This is a genomic window from Pseudomonas sp. DSV-1, assembly GCF_035830915.1.
In the GTDB taxonomy this organism is placed as follows: domain Bacteria; phylum Pseudomonadota; class Gammaproteobacteria; order Pseudomonadales; family Pseudomonadaceae; genus Aquipseudomonas.
Genome location: NZ_JAYMYG010000001.1, coordinates 1,906,486 through 1,926,142 on the forward strand (window position 1 = coordinate 1,906,486; position 19,657 = coordinate 1,926,142).

18 protein-coding genes are annotated in these 19,657 nt (G+C 60.4%); 15 read left to right on the forward strand and 3 right to left on the reverse strand.

Features of this window, described 5'->3' with window-relative positions:
• Positions 1–18 precede the first annotated feature (18 nt).
• Positions 19–516: an adhesin gene (locus VSQ83_RS08980; protein ID WP_219261318.1), complete on the reverse strand. Its 498-nt coding sequence runs from the start codon at positions 514–516 to the stop codon at positions 19–21.
• A gap of 549 nt (positions 517–1,065) precedes the next feature.
• Here VSQ83_RS08980 and VSQ83_RS08985 point away from each other — a divergent pair.
• From VSQ83_RS08985 to VSQ83_RS09025, 9 genes are all read left to right on the forward strand, one after another.
• Complete coding sequence (locus VSQ83_RS08985) at positions 1,066–1,620, forward strand: PadR family transcriptional regulator (protein WP_219261319.1); 555 nt, start codon at positions 1,066–1,068, stop codon at positions 1,618–1,620.
• Positions 1,621–1,776: 156 nt separating this feature from the next.
• Positions 1,777–2,541 (forward strand): enoyl-CoA hydratase family protein, encoded by a 765-nt coding sequence (locus VSQ83_RS08990; protein ID WP_219261320.1) that lies wholly within the window; start codon positions 1,777–1,779, stop codon positions 2,539–2,541.
• 10 nt (positions 2,542–2,551) lie between these two features.
• Positions 2,552–3,706: an acyl-CoA dehydrogenase family protein gene (locus tag VSQ83_RS08995; RefSeq protein ID WP_326426106.1), complete on the forward strand. Its 1,155-nt coding sequence runs from the start codon at positions 2,552–2,554 to the stop codon at positions 3,704–3,706.
• A gap of 8 nt (positions 3,707–3,714) precedes the next feature.
• Positions 3,715–4,773, forward strand: a complete 1,059-nt coding sequence (locus VSQ83_RS09000) for an acyl-CoA dehydrogenase family protein (RefSeq protein ID WP_219261321.1) — start codon at positions 3,715–3,717, stop codon at positions 4,771–4,773.
• A 3-nt stretch (positions 4,774–4,776) separates the two neighbouring features.
• The gene (locus VSQ83_RS09005) at positions 4,777–5,928 is read left to right on the forward strand and encodes an acetyl-CoA C-acetyltransferase (protein ID WP_326426110.1); all 1,152 of its coding nucleotides are present in this window, start codon (positions 4,777–4,779) and stop codon (positions 5,926–5,928) included.
• A gap of 10 nt (positions 5,929–5,938) precedes the next feature.
• Entirely contained in the window at positions 5,939–6,817 is an 879-nt protein-coding gene (locus VSQ83_RS09010) for an SDR family oxidoreductase (protein WP_219261322.1), read from the forward strand.
• Positions 6,818–6,905: 88 nt separating this feature from the next.
• Positions 6,906–7,691: an SDR family oxidoreductase gene (locus tag VSQ83_RS09015; protein ID WP_003446457.1), complete on the forward strand. Its 786-nt coding sequence runs from the start codon at positions 6,906–6,908 to the stop codon at positions 7,689–7,691.
• 10 nt (positions 7,692–7,701) lie between these two features.
• Positions 7,702–8,172, forward strand: coding sequence for a MaoC family dehydratase (locus VSQ83_RS09020; protein WP_133079696.1), 471 nt, complete (start codon positions 7,702–7,704; stop codon positions 8,170–8,172).
• Positions 8,173–8,181: 9 nt separating this feature from the next.
• Positions 8,182–9,390, forward strand: coding sequence for an acetyl-CoA C-acyltransferase (locus VSQ83_RS09025; protein WP_326426112.1), 1,209 nt, complete (start codon positions 8,182–8,184; stop codon positions 9,388–9,390).
• Between the two features lie 28 nt (positions 9,391–9,418).
• Here VSQ83_RS09025 and VSQ83_RS09030 read toward each other — a convergent pair whose 3' ends face one another.
• Positions 9,419–10,951, reverse strand: coding sequence for an MFS transporter (locus tag VSQ83_RS09030; RefSeq protein WP_326426114.1), 1,533 nt, complete (start codon positions 10,949–10,951; stop codon positions 9,419–9,421).
• A gap of 162 nt (positions 10,952–11,113) precedes the next feature.
• Between VSQ83_RS09030 and VSQ83_RS09035 the strand changes: the two genes are divergently transcribed.
• The 6 genes from VSQ83_RS09035 to VSQ83_RS09060 all read left to right on the forward strand — a co-directional run bounded on the left by VSQ83_RS09035 (position 11,114) and on the right by VSQ83_RS09060 (position 19,205).
• Positions 11,114–12,022: a LysR family transcriptional regulator gene (locus tag VSQ83_RS09035; protein WP_219261325.1), complete on the forward strand. Its 909-nt coding sequence runs from the start codon at positions 11,114–11,116 to the stop codon at positions 12,020–12,022.
• Between the two features lie 82 nt (positions 12,023–12,104).
• Positions 12,105–14,201: a putative bifunctional diguanylate cyclase/phosphodiesterase gene (locus tag VSQ83_RS09040; RefSeq protein WP_326426118.1), complete on the forward strand. Its 2,097-nt coding sequence runs from the start codon at positions 12,105–12,107 to the stop codon at positions 14,199–14,201.
• A gap of 66 nt (positions 14,202–14,267) precedes the next feature.
• Positions 14,268–15,014: an SDR family oxidoreductase gene (locus VSQ83_RS09045; RefSeq protein WP_133079701.1), complete on the forward strand. Its 747-nt coding sequence runs from the start codon at positions 14,268–14,270 to the stop codon at positions 15,012–15,014.
• A 174-nt stretch (positions 15,015–15,188) separates the two neighbouring features.
• On the forward strand, positions 15,189–15,689 hold the full coding sequence (locus tag VSQ83_RS09050; RefSeq protein WP_442800247.1) for a sigma-70 family RNA polymerase sigma factor: 501 nt from the start codon (positions 15,189–15,191) through the stop codon (positions 15,687–15,689).
• Complete coding sequence (locus VSQ83_RS09055) at positions 15,686–16,663, forward strand: FecR family protein (protein WP_326426123.1); 978 nt, start codon at positions 15,686–15,688, stop codon at positions 16,661–16,663. Before VSQ83_RS09050 ends, VSQ83_RS09055 begins: the two co-directional genes overlap by 4 nt.
• Positions 16,664–16,763: 100 nt before the next feature.
• Positions 16,764–19,205: a TonB-dependent siderophore receptor gene (locus VSQ83_RS09060; protein WP_326426127.1), complete on the forward strand. Its 2,442-nt coding sequence runs from the start codon at positions 16,764–16,766 to the stop codon at positions 19,203–19,205.
• Here the strand turns inward: VSQ83_RS09060 and VSQ83_RS09065 are convergent.
• The gene (locus VSQ83_RS09065) at positions 19,189–19,581 is read right to left on the reverse strand and encodes a hypothetical protein (protein ID WP_326426129.1); all 393 of its coding nucleotides are present in this window, start codon (positions 19,579–19,581) and stop codon (positions 19,189–19,191) included. The two genes, VSQ83_RS09060 and VSQ83_RS09065, sit on opposite strands and share 17 nt — an antisense overlap.
• Between the last annotated feature and the right edge of the window lie 76 nt (positions 19,582–19,657).

Genomic DNA, 19,657 nt, shown 5'->3' on the forward strand with positions numbered 1-19,657 from the left:
CCAACGGGGGAGTCATGATCATGGAGCGATGTTTTCGAACATCACGGTGTATGAGGAGGTGTAATCACCAGTGGCTCCGGCAGGAAAGGTGCCCGCGGAAATCACCAGGTTTGCGGAACCCCCAGCAACAGCGGTAGCAACAGGGACGACTTCCAGAGAAGCACCGGTCAACTCGATATTGTTGAACTTGGTCGAAAGCGGGATTTTTTGCGCGGGGTTACCGTTGGAGAGGAAGGCAGGGCCACCATCGATATAGGCCTTGATTGAGCTTGCACTGGTCTTGAACTGATATCGGCGGACAATATCGCTCAGGCTGCCGTTGGCAACGTCGTAACTCATGGCTACTGGTGCAGAACCGCCGAAAGTGATGTCGTCAGGCCCAATCTGGAATTCAGCCGGTGGAATTGTCGCTGTGAGTTGAATGGCAGTGCTGCCGGTGAAGGTTGCTGCCATGCCGACAGTGGATACGCCAATTGCAAGAACGCCGGCAACCAAAGCCAATTTACTTTTAAACATGAATATATACCTGTGTTTTAAGGGACAAAGCGTCTCAGGGATGAACTGAGATTTTAAATGTGCTCATCAGTAAGTGAGTGACGGGTTTTGCGCCAGAGCATCAGGGGAACATCGGGCGTTATTGAACGTTCATAACTGAAGAGCCATCACGGTGCGTAGACTAGTCGAATGGTGGTGGGCGTTTAAGTAGTCATAGCCTTATGCTTTTGTAGTCTTTTTCCTGCGCTGGCTGAAGGGGGAGTCCTTCGGGGGCTTTTTAAAAAAATATTCTTGTTGAGAAATTTTAGCTGTATCAAATGGATGCGCTGTTCCCACCTGACAGCTGCTGTGGTTCGCAAGGAGGTGTAATTGGAAGATTGCCAGATTGCGGATGGAATTATGGCGGGTGCTATATCGTGGTCAAAGTGTTTGTTATGTCGAAGGAACAGGCTGAGTTATATTGTTTGGTTGAATTATAATCATGTTGTTGGTGTGAGAGTTTTATTGGCTTGAGTTGCCTATTTAGGTGTGTTTTAACGTGGGCTCTGTTGAATTAAATGGAGTGCGATTATGAACAGCCCATATAAGTATCAGCCTGAGAGCGATCTTGGCGAGGGTTTGGACAGACGGTCAGGACGTGAGCGAGGGAGTCGAAATCCGAGGGTCTTCGCGGCAGGGGATTTGAAGTTGTTGTTATTGTCGCTGGTCAGTGAACAACCACGCCATGGTTATGATTTGATCCAGCAAGTCGAAGCGCTTTTCGATGGTGCTTACAGTCCCAGCCCGGGTGTTATTTATCCGACCATGGCGTTTCTGGAGGCGGGCGAGTTGGTAGTGCCCACTATGGAGGGCGAAAAAAAGAGCTACAGCATTACCGACATCGGTCGTGCTTTTCTTGCCCAGCAGCACGTTGCACTCAGTGGCGTTCGGATGCGCATCGATGTCAGCAGGCGCTCGCTACGCAGCCAGCACCGGCCCGAAGAAATACACGAGGCCGTGCATAACCTGCGCCATGCCCTGCAACTGCATCAGGGGCTGTGGAGCCCGTCCGAGATCCAGCGTGTGCATGACTTGCTCAATAACACGGCAAAAGCCATCGTCGACGGCCCTGCCAGATTTGAGTAACCCCGCGTGATACAACCCATAGCTGCCGGGGAGCTCAGGCTTGCCAAGCTCTTCGGCAGCTAAACAGCCTGTGCACCCGTTAGTCTCAACGGACGATGATCCACCCCCGGCGCGTTCCCATACTGCTCCCATGCCTTTGCCAACCCGGGAGCACATGTGAACAGCGCAACTCATACCGCATTTCACACCAGTATCGACGCAGGCGTCGCTGAACTGGTGATCGACAGGCCACCCGTCAATGCCCTCAACAGCCAGGAGTGGCTGGACCTGGCGCATACCCTGGAAGCGCTTGGCCAGGATCCTGAGGTCCGTGTGATCGTGATTCGTGCCGAGGGCCGCGGTTTTTGCGCAGGGGTCGATATCAAGGAGCTCGACGCCCACCCGGAACTGATCGTCAAGGTCAACGCAGGCAACTACGCCACCTTCAAGGCGGTGCATCGCAACCCGGTGCCGGTGATTGTCGCGGTTCACGGTTTTGTACTGGGTGGCGGGATCGGGATTACCGGCGCCGCCGATATCGTCGTGGCTTCCGATTGCGCCACGTTTGCCCTGCCGGAAGTAGACCGCGGCGCGATGGGCGGTGGTGCCCACCTACAGCGTTTGTTCCCGGTACAAAAAGTGCGTTATCTGTTTTTTACCGGCGACAAGATCGGCGCTGTAGAAGCCCAGCAGTACGGCTTTATCGAGCGCGTAGTACCCCGTGAGCAACTGCGTGAAACCGCGCTGCACATTGCCCACAAAATCGCGGGCAAAAGCCCCGCCATGATCCGCATCGCCAAAGAAGCGTTGAACGGTATCGAAGACGGCAACCTGGAAGACAAATATCGCTGGGAGCAGGGTTTTACGCTTCAGGCCTACACCAGTGCGGACTCCGCCGAAACTCGCCGTGCGTTCGTTGAAAAACGCGACGCCAAGTTCTGAGGAACCGACCATGGAACTGACTTATTCGCCCAAACAAAAGGCTTTCCGTCAGGAGGTCAGGCAATGGCTGGCGGCTAATCTGCCGTCTGAACCCCTCGCCAGTTACGACACCCGCGAAGGCTTTGAGCAGCATCGCCAGTGGGAAGCCAAGTTGTTCGACAGTCGTCTGTCGATGGTGATGTGGCCCACCGAACTGGGTGGCCGTGGCTGCGATCTGATCGAGTGGCTGATTTTCGAAGAAGAATATTACGGTGCGGGCGCCCCCATGCGGGTCAATCAGAACGGCCAGTTATTGCTCGGGCCCACCCTGATGGAGTTCGGCACCGAAGCACAGAAAAAACGCTTTCTGCCGCGCATGGCGGCCAGTGCGGACATGTGGGCCCAGGGCTGGTCCGAGCCAAACGCCGGTTCCGACATGGCTGCGATCACCAGCAAGGCCACCCGTGATGGCGAGGGCTATGTGCTCAACGGCCAGAAAACCTGGTCGACACGGGCCATTTTTGCGGACTGGCTGTTTGGCCTGTTTCGCAGTGATCCGACTTCCAGCCGTCACCACGGGTTGTCATTTGTCATGGTGCCGCTCAATGCGCTGGGTGTGACGGTGCGTCCCATCAAGGCCCTGAACGGCAAGGACGCATTTGCCGAAGTGTTCTTCGATGACGTGCGCATCCCGCTGGAAAATCGCATTGGCGATGAAGGGCAGGGCTGGCATGTGGCTATGGCCACTGCCGGTTTCGAGCGCGGCCTGCTGCTGCGTTCACCGGCGCGTTTTCAGTACACGGCGCGCAAATTGGTGGAGCTGTATCAGGCCAACCGTGCCAGTGCCGACCGTGACCCGAGCCTGGGTGATGCGGTGTGCAAGGCCTGGATGGATGCGCAAGCCTACGCCTTGTCCGCCTACCACACCGTGGGCCGGCTGAGCCGTGGGGCGCAGATTGGCGCTGAGTCGAGCACCAACAAAATCATCTGGTCGGAACTTGATCTGCGCATGCACGAAACTGCCATGCGCATCCTGGGTGCCAGTGGCGAACTGACCGGTAAATCGGCAGACGGCCACGACTGGCTGGAGGGCTTTCTGTTTGCTCAGGCAGGTCCCATCTACGCAGGCACCAACGAGATTCAGCGCAATATCATTGCCGAGCGCATGCTCGGTCTGCCGAAGTGAGGCCGGGGATGGACTTTACCTTTACCGATGACCAGCAAACCTTCCGCGAAGCCATCAGCCGTTTTCTGATGACTGAAGCCGCGCCGGAAATGCTCCGTGAAATCTGGGAAACCGATGTCGGCCGTTCCCCGGATCTGCGCAACAAAATTGCCGAGCAGGGCCTTACGGCACTGTCGATTCCTGAAGCCTTTGGTGGCCTGGGCATGGATGACGTGGCCTGGGCCTTGATGACGCAGGAGTTGGGTTACTACGCCATACCTGATTCGCTGGCCGATACCGCTTATGTGGCCAGCGCCCTGATCGCGGGCTTGCCCGAGAGCGTTGCCCAGCGTGGCGAGTGGCTGGAGGGTATAGCCGATGGCAGCTTGCGGGTTGCCATCGGGCACCCGGTCAATCCGCTGGTGGCGGATGCCGCCCATGCTGATCTGTTGCTGCTGGCCCATGGCGATGACGTTCACGCCGTACCTCGCAGCCAGGTGGATGTCCAGGGTCACAGCAGCCTTGATGCCTCTCGGCGTCTGGCGCAGGTCAGCTGGCAACCTTGTGCTGCGACGCGGGTGGCGCAGGGCGAACAGGGCCGTGAACTGTGGTCGCAGACGCTGAACCGTGGCGCGCTGTCGGTGGCCGGACAGTTGCTCGGGCTGGCGCAACGCATGCTGGATCTGTCGGTGGATTACGCCGCGCAGCGTAAACAGTTCGGCAAGCCGATCGGCAGTTTTCAGGCGGTCAAACACCACCTGGCCGACGTTGCCACCCAGCTCGAATTCGCCAAGCCGGTGCTGTATCGCGCCGCTTACGCCCTGGCTCACAACGAGCCGAATGCAGCCGTGTGGGTGTCCCAGGCGCGTCTGGCCAGTTGTGAAGCAAGCTGGCTGGCGGCTCGCCACGGTATTCAGGTACACGGCGCGATGGGGTACACCTGGGAAGTCGACCTGCAGATGTTCATGAAACGCGCCTGGGCACTGGACAGCGCCTGGGGCGACCGTGCGCTGCACAAGACCCGTGTGGCCGAGTATGTATTGAGTGGTGCGGCGCCTCTGGGCCCCGGTCACACGTTCGAGGATTGACCGATGCTCCAAGCCTATATTGTTGACGCGCTGCGCAGCCCTACCGGCAAGCGCAAAGGCGGTTTGGCCCATGTCCATGCAATCGATCTGGGGGCCCATGTGCTCAAGGCACTGGTCGAGCGCAACCAGATCCCGGCGGACGAATATGACGACGTGATTTTTGGTTGCGTCGACACCATCGGCTCCCAGGCCGGTGATATCGCCCGTACCAGTTGGCTGGCTGCAGGTCTGCCACTCAACGTGCCTGGCACCACCATTGACCGCCAGTGCGGTTCCTCGCAGCAGGCACTGCATTTTGCTGCGCAAGCCGTGATGAGTGGCACCCAGGATGTGATTGCCGTAGGCGGCGTACAGACCATGACCCAGATCCCGATTTCGTCGGCGATGCTGGCCGGTCAGCCGCTGGGTTTCAGTGACCCGTTTTCCGGTAGCAAGGGGTGGCGGGCGCGCTTTGGCGATCAGCCGGTCAACCAGTTTTACGCCGCCCAGCGCATTGCGGATCACTGGAATATCAGCCGCCAGCAAATGGAAGCCTATGCACTTGAAAGCCATCGCCGGGCGCTGGATGCCATTGCCGGGCGCCGTTTGGTGAACGAGATCGTGCCCTGTGAAGGGGTATGGGACGACGAAACGCCGCGCCACACCAGCCTGGCAAAAATGGCCGAGCTGGAGCCGGTGTCTGCCGAGTTTCCGTCGATCACTGCTGCGGTTTCCAGCCAGACCTGCGACGCCTCGGCCGCTTTGCTGGTGGTTTCAGAGGCGGCACTCAAGCGCTACAACCTGACACCACGGGCGCGGATCCACCACCTCTCGGTGCTGGGCGACGACCCGATCTGGCACCTGACCGCGCCGATTGCCGCCACCCGCGCCGCGCTGAAAAAAGCCGGCATGAACATCGCTGACATTGACCGGGTCGAGATCAACGAAGCATTCGCCTCGGTGGTCATGGCCTGGGCCAAGGAACTGGATTTTGATCCGGCCAGAACCAATGCCAACGGCGGCGCAATTGCCTTGGGGCATCCATTGGGTGCCAGCGGGGCACGGTTGATGACCAGCCTGCTTAACCAGCTGGAGCAAAGCGGCGGCCGCTATGGCCTGCAGACCATGTGCGAAGGCGGTGGGCAAGCCAACGTGACGATTATTGAACGCCTCTAGGAGCATTGACATGGCAATTTGTGCAGGACGTACCGTCATCATCACGGGCGCGGGCGGTGGACTGGGTCGTGCCTATGCGCTGGCTTTCGCCGGGCAGGGTGCCAACGTGGTGGTCAACGATATTCGCCGCGAAGCCGCTGAAGAAGTGGTCGCGCAGATTCGCGAGGCAGGTGGCCAGGCCATCGCCAACGCGGATGACATCACCACCCTGGCCACGGCACAACAGATCGTGGATGCGGCCCTGGCTGCATTCGGCGAAGTGCATGTGGTGGTCAACAACGCCGGTATTTTGCGCGACCGCATGTTTATCAGCCTCAGCGAGGACGATTGGGATGCCGTGATGCGCGTGCACCTCAAGGGGCATTTCTGCCTGGCCAACATCCTTGGCAAACGCTGGCGTGACCTGGCCAAGGCCGGCCAGCCGGTGGCCGCAAGAATCATCAACACCACGTCGGGAGCGGGCTTGCAGGGCTCGGTCGGGCAGTCTAACTACAGCGCTGCCAAAGGCGCCATTGCAGCGCTGACCCTGGTGCAGGCGGCTGAACTGGCGCGTTACGGCGTTACCGCCAATGCCCTGGCCCCGGCGGCACGCACCTCGATGACCGAGAGCGCGATGCCGGACCTGGTGAAAAAGCCCGAAGACGGAGCTTTCGACGCCTGGGCCCCGGAAAACGTTGCACCGCTGGTGGTGTGGTTGGGCAGCGAACTGTCGGGAGATGTGACCGGGCAAATCATCGAAAGCCAGGGCGGGCGATTGTCCGTGGGCGATGGTTGGCGCACCGGCGTGACCCGCGACAAGGGTGCGCAACTGCAGCCTGAAGAAGTCGGTGTAGCCATGGGCCAGATCCTGGCAGAAGCACCTGCACCGCAAAGGGTGTGGGGCAGCTGACGAGTGATGCCCGCTCCCACACTTGAGCAGCGTTGCTCTTAATTACGCTCCCACAGCGGGGCTATCGTTTTAACCAGAGACTTCAACCATGAGACAAGCGCCTCCTTACGTGCCCGGCCACCAGTTGCTCGCCGGCAAGTCGATCTTGATCACCGCCGCCGCTGGCGCAGGTATCGGTTATGCCGCTGCCAAACGCTGCGCCGAAGAAGGCTGCCGCGCCTTGATGATTTCCGATATTCATCCGCGCCGCCTCGAAGAAGCGGTCGAGCGCCTCAAGGCGGAAACCGGATTGCAGGCGGTGTACGGCCAGCTGTGCAACGTCACCGTCGAAGCCGATGTACAAGCGTTGGTCGCCGCAGCTGAAGAAGCCTTGGGCGGGGTCGATGTGCTGATCAACAACGCAGGTCTTGGCGGCCAGGTACGCCTCACCGAAATGACCGATCAACAGTGGTCCTCCGTGCTGGATATCACCCTGACCGGCACCATGCGCATGACCCGCGCCATGCTTCCGCACATGGAGCGCCGTGGCGCCGGGGCAATCGTCAACAACGCCTCGGTGCTGGGGTGGCGGGCGCAGAAAGAACAGGCCCACTACGCCGCCGCCAAGGCCGGGGTCATGGCCCTGACCCGTTGCAGTGCGCTGGAAGCGGCCGAGAGCGGGGTGCGGATCAATGCCGTGGCGCCGTCCATTGCCTTGCATGACTTCCTGAAAAAAGCCTCCAGCAGTGAACTGCTGGAGCAACTGACCAGCCGCGAAGCCTTCGGTCGCGCCGCTGAAGTATGGGAAGTGGCCAACGTCATGGTGTTCCTGGCCAGCGATTACGCCTCATACATGGTTGGCGAAGTGCTGCCTGTCAGCTCGCAACAGGCCTGAGGATCACACCATGAGTACGCTATTTAGCAGCGCCGGGCAGTTGCTCGCCGCACGTGGGCAAGACCTGGGGCACACCGACTGGCTTGTGCTGACCCAGGAGCGGATCAACCTGTTTGCCGAGGCCACGGGCGATCACCAGTGGATCCATGTTGACCCTGAGCGTGCAGCCAAGGGGCCGTTCGGTGCCTGCATTGCCCACGGCTACCTGACCCTGGCACTGGCCAATCTGTTTATGCCGCAACTGATGCAGTTCGAAAACCTGGCAATGGGTGTCAATTACGGCAGTGACCGGTTGCGCTTTCCGGCTGCGGTCAAGGTCGGTTCGCGGGTGCGCGGGCATGGCCAGATCGTGGAGGTCGAGGCACTGGGCCAGGCATTGCAGGCAGTGGTTCGCATCAGCGTCGAGATCGAGGGCAGCGAGCGCCCCGGCTGCGTGGTGGACACCATCAGCCGTTACACCTTCAACCCTATTGAGAAGTGAGCCCTGAACATGAATCTGAATGACGTTGTGATTGTATCCACGGCCCGAACTGCCTTGACCAAGTCTTTCCGGGGCTCGTTCAACGACACTGAAGCGCCGGTGCTGGGCGGGCACGTGGTGCGCGCCGTCGTCGAGCGCGCCGGGATAGAACCGGGCTCGGTGGAAGACGTGATCATGGGCGCCGCTGCCCAGCAAGGCACCCAGGGCTACAACATCGGACGCTTGAGTGCCAACACCGGCGGCCTGCCCAATACCGTACCTGGCATGGCGATAGACCGCATGTGCGCCTCGGGCCTGATGAGTATCGGGGTGGCAGCCAAAGGCATCATGACCGGCGAAATGTCGATCGCCGTGGCCGGTGGTGTGGAGTCATTGTCCCTGACCCAGAATAAGTACAAAAACACCTACCGTGCACAGTCAGAGGCGGTGCTTGAATGCATGCCCACGGCCTATATCCCGATGCTCGAAACCGCTGAAATCGTGGCTCGCCGCTACAACATCAGCCGTGAAGTACAGGACCAGTATTCCCTGCAAAGCCAGCAGCGCACTGCCGCCGCCCAGGCGGGCGGTCTGTTCGGCGACGAAATCGTCCCGCTGGCTGCGCGCAAGCTGTGCTTTGACAAAGAAGGCAAGCCCAGCGGTTATCAGGACGTGATCGCGGATCGCGACGAATGCAATCGTCCGTCCACCACCCTTGAGGATCTGGCAGCACTCAAGCCGGTCTGGAAGGACGGTAAATGGGTCCAGCAGGGGGAATTCATCACGGCGGGCAACGCCTCGCAGTTCTCCGATGGCGCCTCGGCGGTCTTGATGATGAGCCGTGCCGAAGCCAAACAGCGCGGGATCGAAGCATTGGGCGTGTATCGCGGGATCGCGGTGAGTGGCTGTGCGCCAGAAGAAATGGGGATTGGCCCGGTGTTCGCGATTCCAAAACTGCTCAAGCGGTTTGGCTTGACCGTATCGGACATCGACCTGTGGGAAATCAACGAAGCGTTCGCCTGCCAGGTGGTGTACTGCCGCGACTTCCTGCAGATCCCCAACGACCGCCTGAACGTTAACGGCGGGGCGATTTCCATTGGTCATCCGTTCGGCATGTCGGGAGCCCGGATGGTGGGCCACAGCCTGCTCGAAGGCCGCCGCCGTGGCGCCCGGTTTGTCGTGGTCGCCATGTGCATCGGCGGCGGCATGGGGGCTGCAGGGTTGTTCGAGCTGGACTGAAGCGCTTTTGATCGTGGGGGTGCGGCGGCTATCGGGTGATGGCCAAGCGTGATTGCGGTATCGGATTGCGCATCAGCGTGCCCACCACCAGGGCGCCCAGAAGCCCTATCACCCCCGCTACCCACAAGACCAGGCTAAACCCCGCCACAAAGGCGCTGGTCGCCAACGACTGGATCTGTGCGTGTGCCTCCAGTGGCAGTTGGCTGAGCGCCCCCGGCATGTCACCGGCCACTACCCGCGAAGCAATGAAGTGGCTTTGCCCCAGCCACTGCCCGGCGTCCTGCTTGAGGCTGGCGTGCAAGTGCTGCTCGGTGTGGCTCCCCAGCAGGGCTCCAAATACGCCGATGGCCAGCACAATGGCGCTAAAGCGCATGGTGGTACTCATGCCGGACGCCATTCCCACACGGTCACGTGGCACGCAGGCCATGATGTTTTTCTGCGTATCGCCATTGAGCAAACCCGCCCCGGCACCCGTTACCGCAGTGGTCAGCGCAAAGCTCAGGTAGCCGCCATGATCCACCGCCCAGGCACTGAGCAGTTTGCCGCAACCTACCAGGGTCAAACCGGCGGCCATCATGCTGGCAGGGCTGTAACGGGACGCCAGGCGGGCGCCGATACGCGGGCAGAGCAGCATGGCCAGGGCAAACGGCAACATCCCAAGGCCCGAAGTGACAGCGCTCAAGCCCAGGCCGTTTTGTAGATAGAACGGCAGCAAGGTCATCATCACCTGAGCGCAGCCCGCATAGGCAAACATGCCCAGCAGGGCGCCGATAAAGCGCGGATGGCGAAACAGTTGCAGGTCAATCATGGGGCGCCGCTGCAGTGATTCGATCAACACAAACAGAACCAGCAACAGCACGCCGGCACTTATCCGGGCATAGGTCAGCGGGGCGTTCCAGCCAATGCGATTGGCTTCGATCAGGCCCCAGATCAGGCACACCAGACTGGCGCTGAAGGCCAGGCTGCCCCAGGGGTCGAGTCGGGCCGATTGCGGGTCGCGGGATTCAGCGATGGCATGCCTGACCAGCAGCATCAGCAGCAGGCCAACCGGCAGGTTGAGGTAAAAGATCCAGCGCCAGCCCAGGTATTGGGTGATCAGCCCGCCAAGGGTGGGCGCCGCCGTCATGGCCACCCCCATGCAGGCACCCCAGAAGGCCCAGGCTTTGGCCCGTTCGACCTCATCGTGAAAGGCATGCCCGATCGAGGCCAGCGCCGAGGTCAGCAGCAAGGCCGCGCCTGCGCCTTTTACGGCGCGGGCGATTTCCAGCAGCAGGCTGTTGGGCGCCGCGCCGCAGCCGAGGGACGCAAGGATGAAAATACTCAAGCCCCACAGCAGGGTCTTTTTACGACCGAAGCGGTCGGCAATGCTCCCGGCCGGCAACAGCAAGGCGGCAAACGCCAGCATGTAAGCGCTGACGACCCATTCGATATCGACAAAGCTGGCCCCCAGATCCCGGGCGATGCTGGGCAGGGTGACGGCGACGATGTTGGTGTCGAGCACGATGAGTGAGCACACCCCGCTGGCCGTGAGCAGGGTGAGGCGCGGGCTGACAGCTTTCATCGTTTTAGCCCCTGGCCCGGTTCAGGCATTACTTTGCAGGCAATTAATTTTACGGTCATGCTCACGTCTCTTCAGTGCGGCGATGGCCCCAGTGTAGGGGAGGGCACTGCGGTGCTTGTTAGCCTGAAACCCGAACTTCATTACCTTTGAGCTAATGCTGCTATGGACATACGCCATTTCCGTTATTTCCTGGCCGTTGCCCGGCAGGGCAATTTCACCCGGGCCGCAGAAGTACTGGGCATTGCGCCGCCGACCTTGACGCGGCAAATCCAGGACCTTGAATGCGCCCTGGGCGTGCGCCTGTTTGTGCGCCAGCAGCGACAGATCAGCCTGACCGAAGCTGGGCGGGCCCTGTTGCCCGAGGCGGAGGCCACGGTGCGCCAGTTCGAATTTGCCCAGCGCAATGCCCAGCGGGCCGGGCGTGGAGAGACAGGCCATATCGAACTGGGTTACGTGGCATCGGCGGTGTACTCAGGGGTTTTGCAGCAGCAGGTGCAGGGGTTTTCCAATGAATGTGCCGAGGTCAGTTTGAGTGTGCGTGAAGCACCGATGGCCAGTTTGCCGGTGATGGTCGCTGAAGGCCGCTTCGATCTGGGTTATGTGCGCTCACCCATGACCTTGCCCGAGGGGCTGGAGGCGATTCGTCTCAAGGCCGAGGGATTTGTTCTCGCCCTGGCTGCAGACAGCTGGCTGGCGCGTCTTAAAAGCGTCAGTGCGCAGCATCTGCAAAACGAGACGTTTATTTTGCCGGAGCAAATCAGCGGTACGTTGCAGGTGGCTGCCCAAGGCGACTTTGCGCCCGCGCTGGGGCCCCAGCCGGGAGGGCTGGTGGCTGTGATTGCCCTGGTTTCACTGCGTCAGGGCGTGGCGGTGGTCCCCGAATCAGTGGTCGGCCATATCAGCCTGCCCAATGTCATTTACCGGTCGATTGAAGGGTGTGAGGCGCAGTCGTGGCTGTCGTTGATCTACCGTCGATTTGAAAAATCGGCGGCGGTGACGCGTTATATCGAACAGGTAAAGCGCGTCAGTGCGCACGAACAACAGGCCAGCAGGATTTCGTCGCATTCATAGGTGCGTTAGCGTCTGGAAGCAGTACAATCGCGCCCCTTTACCGGGCATGGATGCTGTTCGGCACCCGCTTACGAGAAGGTCCATGGTTTCTGCAAGCTACTCTCCCTCGCTGGTTTTTATCTCCCTGTGTGTTGCCATTCTGGCGTCGTACACCGCCCTTGATCTGAGCGGTCGTATTGCCACTGCCAGGGGCCGGGCCGTGTATCTATGGATCGGTGGCGGGGCACTGGCCATGGGGTTTGGCGTGTGGTCGATGCACTTTATCGGGATGCTTGCGCTGGAGTTGCCGCTGACCCTGGGGTACGACCTGGGACTTACTCTGTGGTCTTTGCTGGTGGCTATCCTGTCGTCAGGCTTTGCCTTGTGGCTGGTCAGTCAGCCGCGCTTGCCGGCACTGCAATTGTTGTTCGGCGCCTTGATCATGGGTGCGGGCATCAGTGCCATGCACTACAGCGGCATGGCGGCGTTGCGTATGCAGCCGGGGATTGATTACGACCCGACGCTGTTTGCCCTGTCGTTGCTGATTGCGGTAGGCGCTTCTGCCGCCGCGCTGTCGATTGCGTTTCGCCTGCGCAAGAAAACCCCTTATGTGCGTCTGATCCGGGGAGGGGCTGCGGTCATCATGGGGCTGGCCATCGTCGGTATGCATTACACCGGCATGGCGGCGGCGAATTTTCCCATTGGCAGTTTTTGCGGGGCCGCCGTGGATGGCTTGAGCGGCAAGGGGCTGGATAATCTGGTGCTGGTGTCCAGCCTGGCCGTGCTGGTGATTGCTCTGTTGACCTCGGTTTTTGATGACCGGCTCAATGCCCGTACGGCGGTCCTTGCCGACTCTTTGACCCTGGCCAATGAGGAGCTTACGCAACTGGCGCTGCACGACACCCTGACCGGGCTGCCTAACCGTATCCTGCTGGCTGACCGCATCGGTCAGGCGATGAGCAAGGTGACGGAGCAGGGCGGATGCTTCTCGCTGATGTTTATCGATCTCGATGGTTTCAAACCGGTAAACGACGCTTTTGGTCATCACCTGGGCGACCGCCTGTTGCGTGAAGTGGCGTTGCGCTTGCGCGAGCAGTTGCGCAGCCAGGACACCCTGGCGCGAATCGGTGGCGATGAATTTGTATTGCTGGTGCGCCTGCTTGAGCCGGACGATGCCCCGCAAGTGGCGGCGCGCCAGGTCAGTCTGTTGTCCAAGGCGTTCCGGGTCGACGAGCATGATTTGCTGATTTCCGCGAGTGTCGGCATCGCGCTGTATCCCGGCAACGGTCTGAGTGCCGAAGAGCTGCTGATGAACGCCGATGCGGCGATGTATCACGCCAAGGGCACGGGCAAAAATGGCTACAGTTTTTTCGATGCCTCGATGAACTTCAACGCCCGCAAACAGTTGCAACTGCTGCAAGACTTGCGTCAGGCCCTGGTGCTGCAACAGTTCCGTTTGCATTACCAGCCCAAGTTCGACGCGGGCACTGGCCAGCCGGTAGGTGCCGAGGCCTTGTTGCGCTGGGAGCATCCGCAGCAGGGTTTGCTGTTGCCGGAGAGCTTTATCGACCTCGCGGAGAAAACCGGGCTGATCATCCCTATTGGCGATTGGGTGCTTAACGAGGCGTGCCGCCAGATGCGCGTGTGGTTCGATCAGGGTTATAGCGGCTGGCGCATTGCGGTCAACCTGTCGGCATTGCAGTTCTGCCACACGGGGCTGGTCGACAGCGTTGTCGAGGCGCTGGAACGGCATCGGTTGCCAGCCAACAGCCTGACCCTGGAAATCACCGAAACCACCGCCATGAGCGACGCCGATGCAAGCATGGTGGTGCTGCAGCGCCTTTCGCAGATGGGCGTGGACCTGTCCATTGATGACTTCGGCACCGGCTACTCCAGCCTGATGTACCTCAAGCGTCTGCCGGCCAATGAATTGAAGATCGACCGTGGTTTTGTTCGTGACCTGGAGCATGACAGCGACGATGCGGCGATTGTCTCGGCCATTGTTGCGCTGGGCCAGGCACTGGGGCTGCGGATTGTGGCCGAAGGTGTGGAAACCGATACCCAGCAAAGCTTTTTGACTACCCTGGGCTGCGATTCACTGCAGGGTTTTCTGTTGGGTCAGCCTCTGCCTGCCGAGCAATTCATGCAGGAAATCCATCGCGCCGAGCCCGTCACGGACAGAAAATCGACACTGACCTGACAAACTAAAGCCTTCGCGGTTATTCTGCCCCCCAGACTTGGATCGTAGTAAGGGGAGCACGTATTTATGGATAAAGTCATCGTGATCACCGGCGGCAGCCGCGGCATAGGTGCTGCCACCGCCGTGCTGGCGGCGCAACAGGGTTATCGGATTTGCATCAATTACCTGACGGATGATGCGGCAGCCCATGAGGTGCTGGCGCAGGTTCGTGCCCTGGGCGCAAAAGCCATCGCGGTGCGTGCCGATGTGAGTGACGAAGATGAAATCATTCGCCTGTTTCTAGAAGTCGACGAGCAGTTGGGGCCGGTCACGGCGCTGGTCAACAACGCGGGCACCGTGGGGCTCAAGTCACGGGTCGACGAGCTCACCGAACTGCGCATCATGCATACCCTGAAAACCAACGTGCTGGGCCCTATCCTGTGTGCCAAGCACGCGGTGCTGCGCATGTCGCCACGCTACGGCGGGCAGGGCGGCAATATCGTCAATGTGTCGTCGGTGGCATCGCGCCTGGGTTCGCCGGGTGAGTACGTCGACTACGCGGCCTCCAAGGGCGCGCTCGACACTTTCACCCTGGGCTTGTCCAAGGAGCTGGCGGGTGAGGGGATCCGGGTCAATGCAGTGCGCCCCGGGTATATATTCACCGACTTTCACGCCCTGAGCGGCGATCCGGGCCGGGTCAGCAAACTTGAACCGATCATCCCGATGGGCCGCGGCGGGCGCCCCGAAGAAGTGGCCGAAGCGATTGTGTGGCTGCTCTCGGACAAGGCTTCCTACACCACTGGCACCTTTCTGGATCTGGGCGGCGGGCGCTGAGTCTGTGGGAGCGGGCTTGTTCGCGATGAGGGCGGCGCGCAGTTTCTGGCCTGTCCCGTTGCGACCATCGTGAGCCAGCCACTTCCACAAGTTTTGTAACTTGCAATTACTTCCCATCCGACGATAATGCGACTTATTGCTATTTAAGTCTGGTTATCTATCGTGTCTAGCCCTGTGGACCCCAAAAGCCTGTTGGCAAGTCTGTATCACGACAATCATGCGTGGCTGCGCGGCTGGCTGTCGCGACAGGTGCGTTGCCCACAGGATGCGGCTGATCTGACCCAGGACACATTTCTGCGCGCCTGGGACGCCCGGCAACTGGAGCGTATCCAGGAGCCCAGGGCGTACCTGAGTACCGTCGCCCGCCGCTTGCTGTGTTCACTGTGGCGTCGCCGCAAACTCGAGCAATCCTATCTGGATCAACTGGCCGATTTGCCCCAGGCCTATGCACCTTCTGCCGAAGACATTGCCCTGGTTCGCGAGGCGATTGAAACCATTGACCGGGTGCTTGAAGGGCTGCCCTCACGGGTGAAACGGGCCTTTTTGCTCAATCGCCTTGAAGGCATGCCCCAGCAAGCCATCGCTGACCAGTTGGGGGTATCGCTGGCCACGGTCGAACGTGATTTGCGTCGCGCCTTTGTTCATTGTCTGGGGCAAACGGAGCCGGTCCTGTGAGTACAACCAGAGTTGATCCGATTACCCGTGCAGCCATTGACTGGATGCTGCGCCTGGAGTCCGGGCAGGCCTGCCCTTCGGAGCGGCAGGTGTTCAAGGCATGGCTGGCTGAAAGCCCCGAAAACATGGCCGCATGGCAGCGGGTAGCTGGCGTTCTGAAAGCCCCTGTGGCTGATTTGCAATCGGTAGAGCGGCGCAGCCCCGGGCAAATGCAGGCCGCACGCCGGGCACTGTTGGCCGGGACTTCGCCGGCGCGTAAAAAGACCGTGCAAGGCGGCCTGTTACTGTTGCTGCTTGGCCTGGGTGCCGCAGGCCTGGTGGATCGCGTGACCCCACTGACGGGTTTGATGGCCGACCAGCACACGGCAACCGGTGAGCGCAAAACCATCGAGCTGATGGATGGCAGCCTGCTCACACTCAACGCCCGCAGCGCAGTCGATATCGAGTTCACTGATGGTCAGCGCCGCGTGCGACTGCGCGAAGGCGAGTTGCAGGTGGAGGTGGCCGCCGATGCCGGGCGCCCGTTTGTGGTGGTCACGGCCCAAGGCCAGGTGCAGGCCCTTGGAACGCGCTTTATGGTGCGTCAGGGGACGGGCGAAAGCCTGGCCAGCGTGCAACAGCACAGTGTGCAACTGAACACCCTGGGTGGTCAGCAGCGGCGTATAGACACCGGCCAGGCCGTGTCTTTCACGGCCAGCCAGATTGACCCGCAAACCCCTACGTCCCGTAGCCAGACCGATTGGCTCCACGGCCGTGTAGAGCTGCATGACGAACCGTTGTCAGCCCTGGTCGACGCGCTCGCGCCTTACCAGACGGGGGTGTTGCGCATCAGTCCCGAGGCTGCACGGGTGCGGGTGTTCGGGGTGTTCCCCCTGAACAACACAGCCCAAACCCTGAGCGCGCTGGCGCAAACCTTGCCGATCAAGGTCACGCGTTACGGGCCGTGGTTGACCCTGATTGATGTGAATCGGTAAAACCAGCCGAATGGGAATTAATTGCAAATAGTGTGAGGGGAAATCCTTGCTCGTTGGTCAAGGTTACAACTGCCTACCTTGCAACGAGAAAGGACGCCCCATGCCGTATGCCCCGCTAAGACCTTGCCTGCTGGCACTGACCATCACCCTGAGCATTGCGGGTCACTTGCCAAGTGCGGTGGCTGAAGCGGTGCACAGTGAGCAAAGTGCCGTTCGGTTTTTTGACCTGCCTGCCGCGCCTTTGGGCGTGACCCTGAGCCGGATCGCCCGTGACAGCAACCTGACCCTGTCCGTTGCGCCTGCCTTGCTGCAGGGCAGGAACTCCGCGCCGGTGAACGGCATGTACACACCGCAACAGGCTGCCGAACGTGCTCTGGCGGGCAGTGGCCTGGGCCTGGGCCTGAGCGTGACCGACAGCGGCGCCTTGAGTGTTTACCCGCAGGCTGAGGCGGGCGCGTTGAACCTGGGTGCGACCAACGTGTCGGCGCGTGTGGGCGAAGAGGGTCGTGGTCACGTTGACGGCTTTGTCGCCACCCGTTCGGCCACCGCGACCAAAACCGACACACCGATTCTGGAGATCCCCCAGACCATCAACGTGGTCACTGCTGATCAGGTGCAGGTGCAGGGCGCCCGCGACCTGACACAAGCGTTGCGTTACACCCCGGGGGTGAGCACCAATGGCTACACCGATCGCAACACCATCGCTGATGAAATCACCAGTCGGGGTTTTGCCCCCACGCTGCTCTATCTCGATGGCGCCTACCTGCCGTCAGCCGGCAGCCTGGGCGGCACCCCGCAGATCGATCCCTACACCCTGGAGCGTATCGAAGTGCTCAAGGGCCCGTCCTCCGTGCTGTATGGGCAAAACCAGCCGGGGGGGATGATCAATATGGTCTCCAAGCGTCCGGGCACCGAGGCCAGGCACCAGGTCAAGGTCGGCACCGGCAGTTTTGACCGTTACAACCTGGCCTTTGATACCACCGGCCCGCTGGACGATGCCAAAACCCTGAGCTATCGGCTGATCGGTGTGAGCAATACCGGCAGCGAGCAGGTGGACTACACCGAAGACTCGCGCATGCTGCTGGCGCCCAGCTTCACCTGGGCCCCCAATGACAGCACCGAACTGACACTGTATGCGCAGTTGCAGCGTGATGACGCCCTGGCCGACTATCAGGCCTTGCCCGCAGTGGGCAGCCTGTACCGCAACTCCCAGGGCAACAAGATCGACCGCGACACGTTTTTGGGCGACTCGAAATGGAACGACTACAAGCGCGACCAATATGGGGTGGGCTATCAGTTTTCCCATGACTTCAACGAGGTCATGACGTATCGCCAGAGCCTGAGCTACATCGGCGTCAATGACCGCTACAAGGGGTTTTATCTCAACCGTTTTGTCACGGCCCCGGACGGTGCTACCGACACCCATGCCAGCCGGACCAAGCTCGACTGGCGCCAGCAGAACAGCTCGTACAGCTTCGACAACCATCTCCAAAGCGACTTCACCACCGGCCCCCTGCAGCACACCTTGTTGGTGGGTCTGGACTACCGTCAGTTCGCCCGCAAGTATCAGGGCTACAACCTGTCCGGCAGCGAAGTCATCGACCTCTACAATCCGACCAACTACCGCACCACGGGCGTGCCGACCCTGACCACGAAGTGGGATAACCGGGTCAAGCAAACCGGGCTGTATGTGCAGGACCAGATCAAGCTGGACAACTTTATCCTGACCATTGGCGGTCGCCACGACTGGGCAAAAGTCGAAAACAACGATTTGCTGGCCCGTTCCCGGGAGACGCAAAACGACAACAAATTCACCGGCCGCGTGGGCCTGACCTACGTCACCTCGTTTGGCCTGGCGCCGTACATCAGCTACACCGAGTCGTTCTTGCCGTCAGTGGGCACCTCGGCGCCAGACCGTGGCGCCAAGGCATTCGAGCCGATGACGGGCAAGCAATATGAAGTGGGGGTCAAGTACCAGCCCAATGACACGACGTTGCTCACCGCCTCGGTGTTCGAAATCACCCAGCAAAATGTCCTTACGGGCGACCTTGAGTACCTGGAATATCAAGTCCAGGCAGGTGAAGTCAGGTCACGGGGCATTGAAGTGGAAGGCAAAAGCAGCTTCAACAACATCGACCTGATCGCGTCTGTGTCGTATCTGGATGTGATCTATACCAAGTCCAACTACGGCAACGAAGGCAACCGCAGCGAGGCTCAATCACCGTGGGCGGCCAGTGTGTGGGCGGACTATCACTTTACCGGGCAGGCACTTGAAGGCGTGACCCTGGGCGGCGGTGCCCGTTACACCGGGAAAAACTTCGGCGACTCGGCCAACACCTTCAAGACGCCTTCGTTTGTGGTGTATGACGCCACGCTCAGCTATGACCTTGCGGCACTGGACTCGAGCCTGAAAGGGGTCAGCACCCGCCTCAACGTGCAGAACCTGTTTGATCGCGAGTACGTGTCCTCGTGCAACTACAGTTTCGGCTGTTACTACGGGCAGCAAAGGACGGCGGCGCTGGAAGTCAAATACGACTGGTGATGTCACTGCCATCGCCATCGACCTGTAGTCGCTGCCGAGGAACGAAGGCTGCGATGCAGACGCCTCGATCTATCAGAGACATCGAGGCGTCTGCATTAGCGATCGCTGCGCGCTCGATCGCAGCCTCGTTCCACTCGTCAGCGACTACAACACGGAGTTCGTGGCGAATCTGTAGTCGCTGCCGAGGAACGAAGGCTGCGATCCAGACGCCTAGATCTATCAGAGACATCGAGGCGTCTGCATTAGCGATCGCGTCGCGCTTGATCGCAGCCTCGTTCCACTCGTCAGCGACTACAACACGGAGTTCGTGGCGAATCTGTAGTCGCTGCCGAGGAACGAAGGCTGCGATGCAGACACCTCGATCTATCAGAGACATCGAGGCGCCTGCATTAGCGATCGCTGCGCGCTCGATCGCAGCCTCGTTCCACTCGTCAGCGACTACAACACGGAGT

Excerpts from the sequence above, each read along its gene's own strand:
- VSQ83_RS08980 (WP_219261318.1), bottom strand. The coding sequence starts at position 516 with ATGTTTAAAAGTAAATTGGCTTTGGTTGCCGGCGTTCTTGCAATTGGC.
- VSQ83_RS08985 (WP_219261319.1), top strand. The coding sequence starts at position 1,066 with ATGAACAGCCCATATAAGTATCAGCCTGAGAGCGATCTTGGCGAGGGT.
- VSQ83_RS08995 (WP_326426106.1), top strand. The coding sequence starts at position 2,552 with ATGGAACTGACTTATTCGCCCAAACAAAAGGCTTTCCGTCAGGAGGTC.
- VSQ83_RS09000 (WP_219261321.1), top strand. The coding sequence starts at position 3,715 with ATGGACTTTACCTTTACCGATGACCAGCAAACCTTCCGCGAAGCCATC.
- VSQ83_RS09005 (WP_326426110.1), top strand. The coding sequence starts at position 4,777 with ATGCTCCAAGCCTATATTGTTGACGCGCTGCGCAGCCCTACCGGCAAG.
- VSQ83_RS09010 (WP_219261322.1), top strand. The coding sequence starts at position 5,939 with ATGGCAATTTGTGCAGGACGTACCGTCATCATCACGGGCGCGGGCGGT.
- VSQ83_RS09015 (WP_003446457.1), top strand. The coding sequence starts at position 6,906 with ATGAGACAAGCGCCTCCTTACGTGCCCGGCCACCAGTTGCTCGCCGGC.
- VSQ83_RS09020 (WP_133079696.1), top strand. The coding sequence starts at position 7,702 with ATGAGTACGCTATTTAGCAGCGCCGGGCAGTTGCTCGCCGCACGTGGG.
- VSQ83_RS09025 (WP_326426112.1), top strand. The coding sequence starts at position 8,182 with ATGAATCTGAATGACGTTGTGATTGTATCCACGGCCCGAACTGCCTTG.
- VSQ83_RS09030 (WP_326426114.1), bottom strand. The coding sequence starts at position 10,951 with ATGAAAGCTGTCAGCCCGCGCCTCACCCTGCTCACGGCCAGCGGGGTG.
- VSQ83_RS09035 (WP_219261325.1), top strand. The coding sequence starts at position 11,114 with ATGGACATACGCCATTTCCGTTATTTCCTGGCCGTTGCCCGGCAGGGC.
- VSQ83_RS09040 (WP_326426118.1), top strand. The coding sequence starts at position 12,105 with ATGGTTTCTGCAAGCTACTCTCCCTCGCTGGTTTTTATCTCCCTGTGT.
- VSQ83_RS09045 (WP_133079701.1), top strand. The coding sequence starts at position 14,268 with ATGGATAAAGTCATCGTGATCACCGGCGGCAGCCGCGGCATAGGTGCT.
- VSQ83_RS09060 (WP_326426127.1), top strand. The coding sequence starts at position 16,764 with ATGCCGTATGCCCCGCTAAGACCTTGCCTGCTGGCACTGACCATCACC.
- VSQ83_RS09065 (WP_326426129.1), bottom strand. The coding sequence starts at position 19,581 with ATGTCTCTGATAGATCGAGGTGTCTGCATCGCAGCCTTCGTTCCTCGG.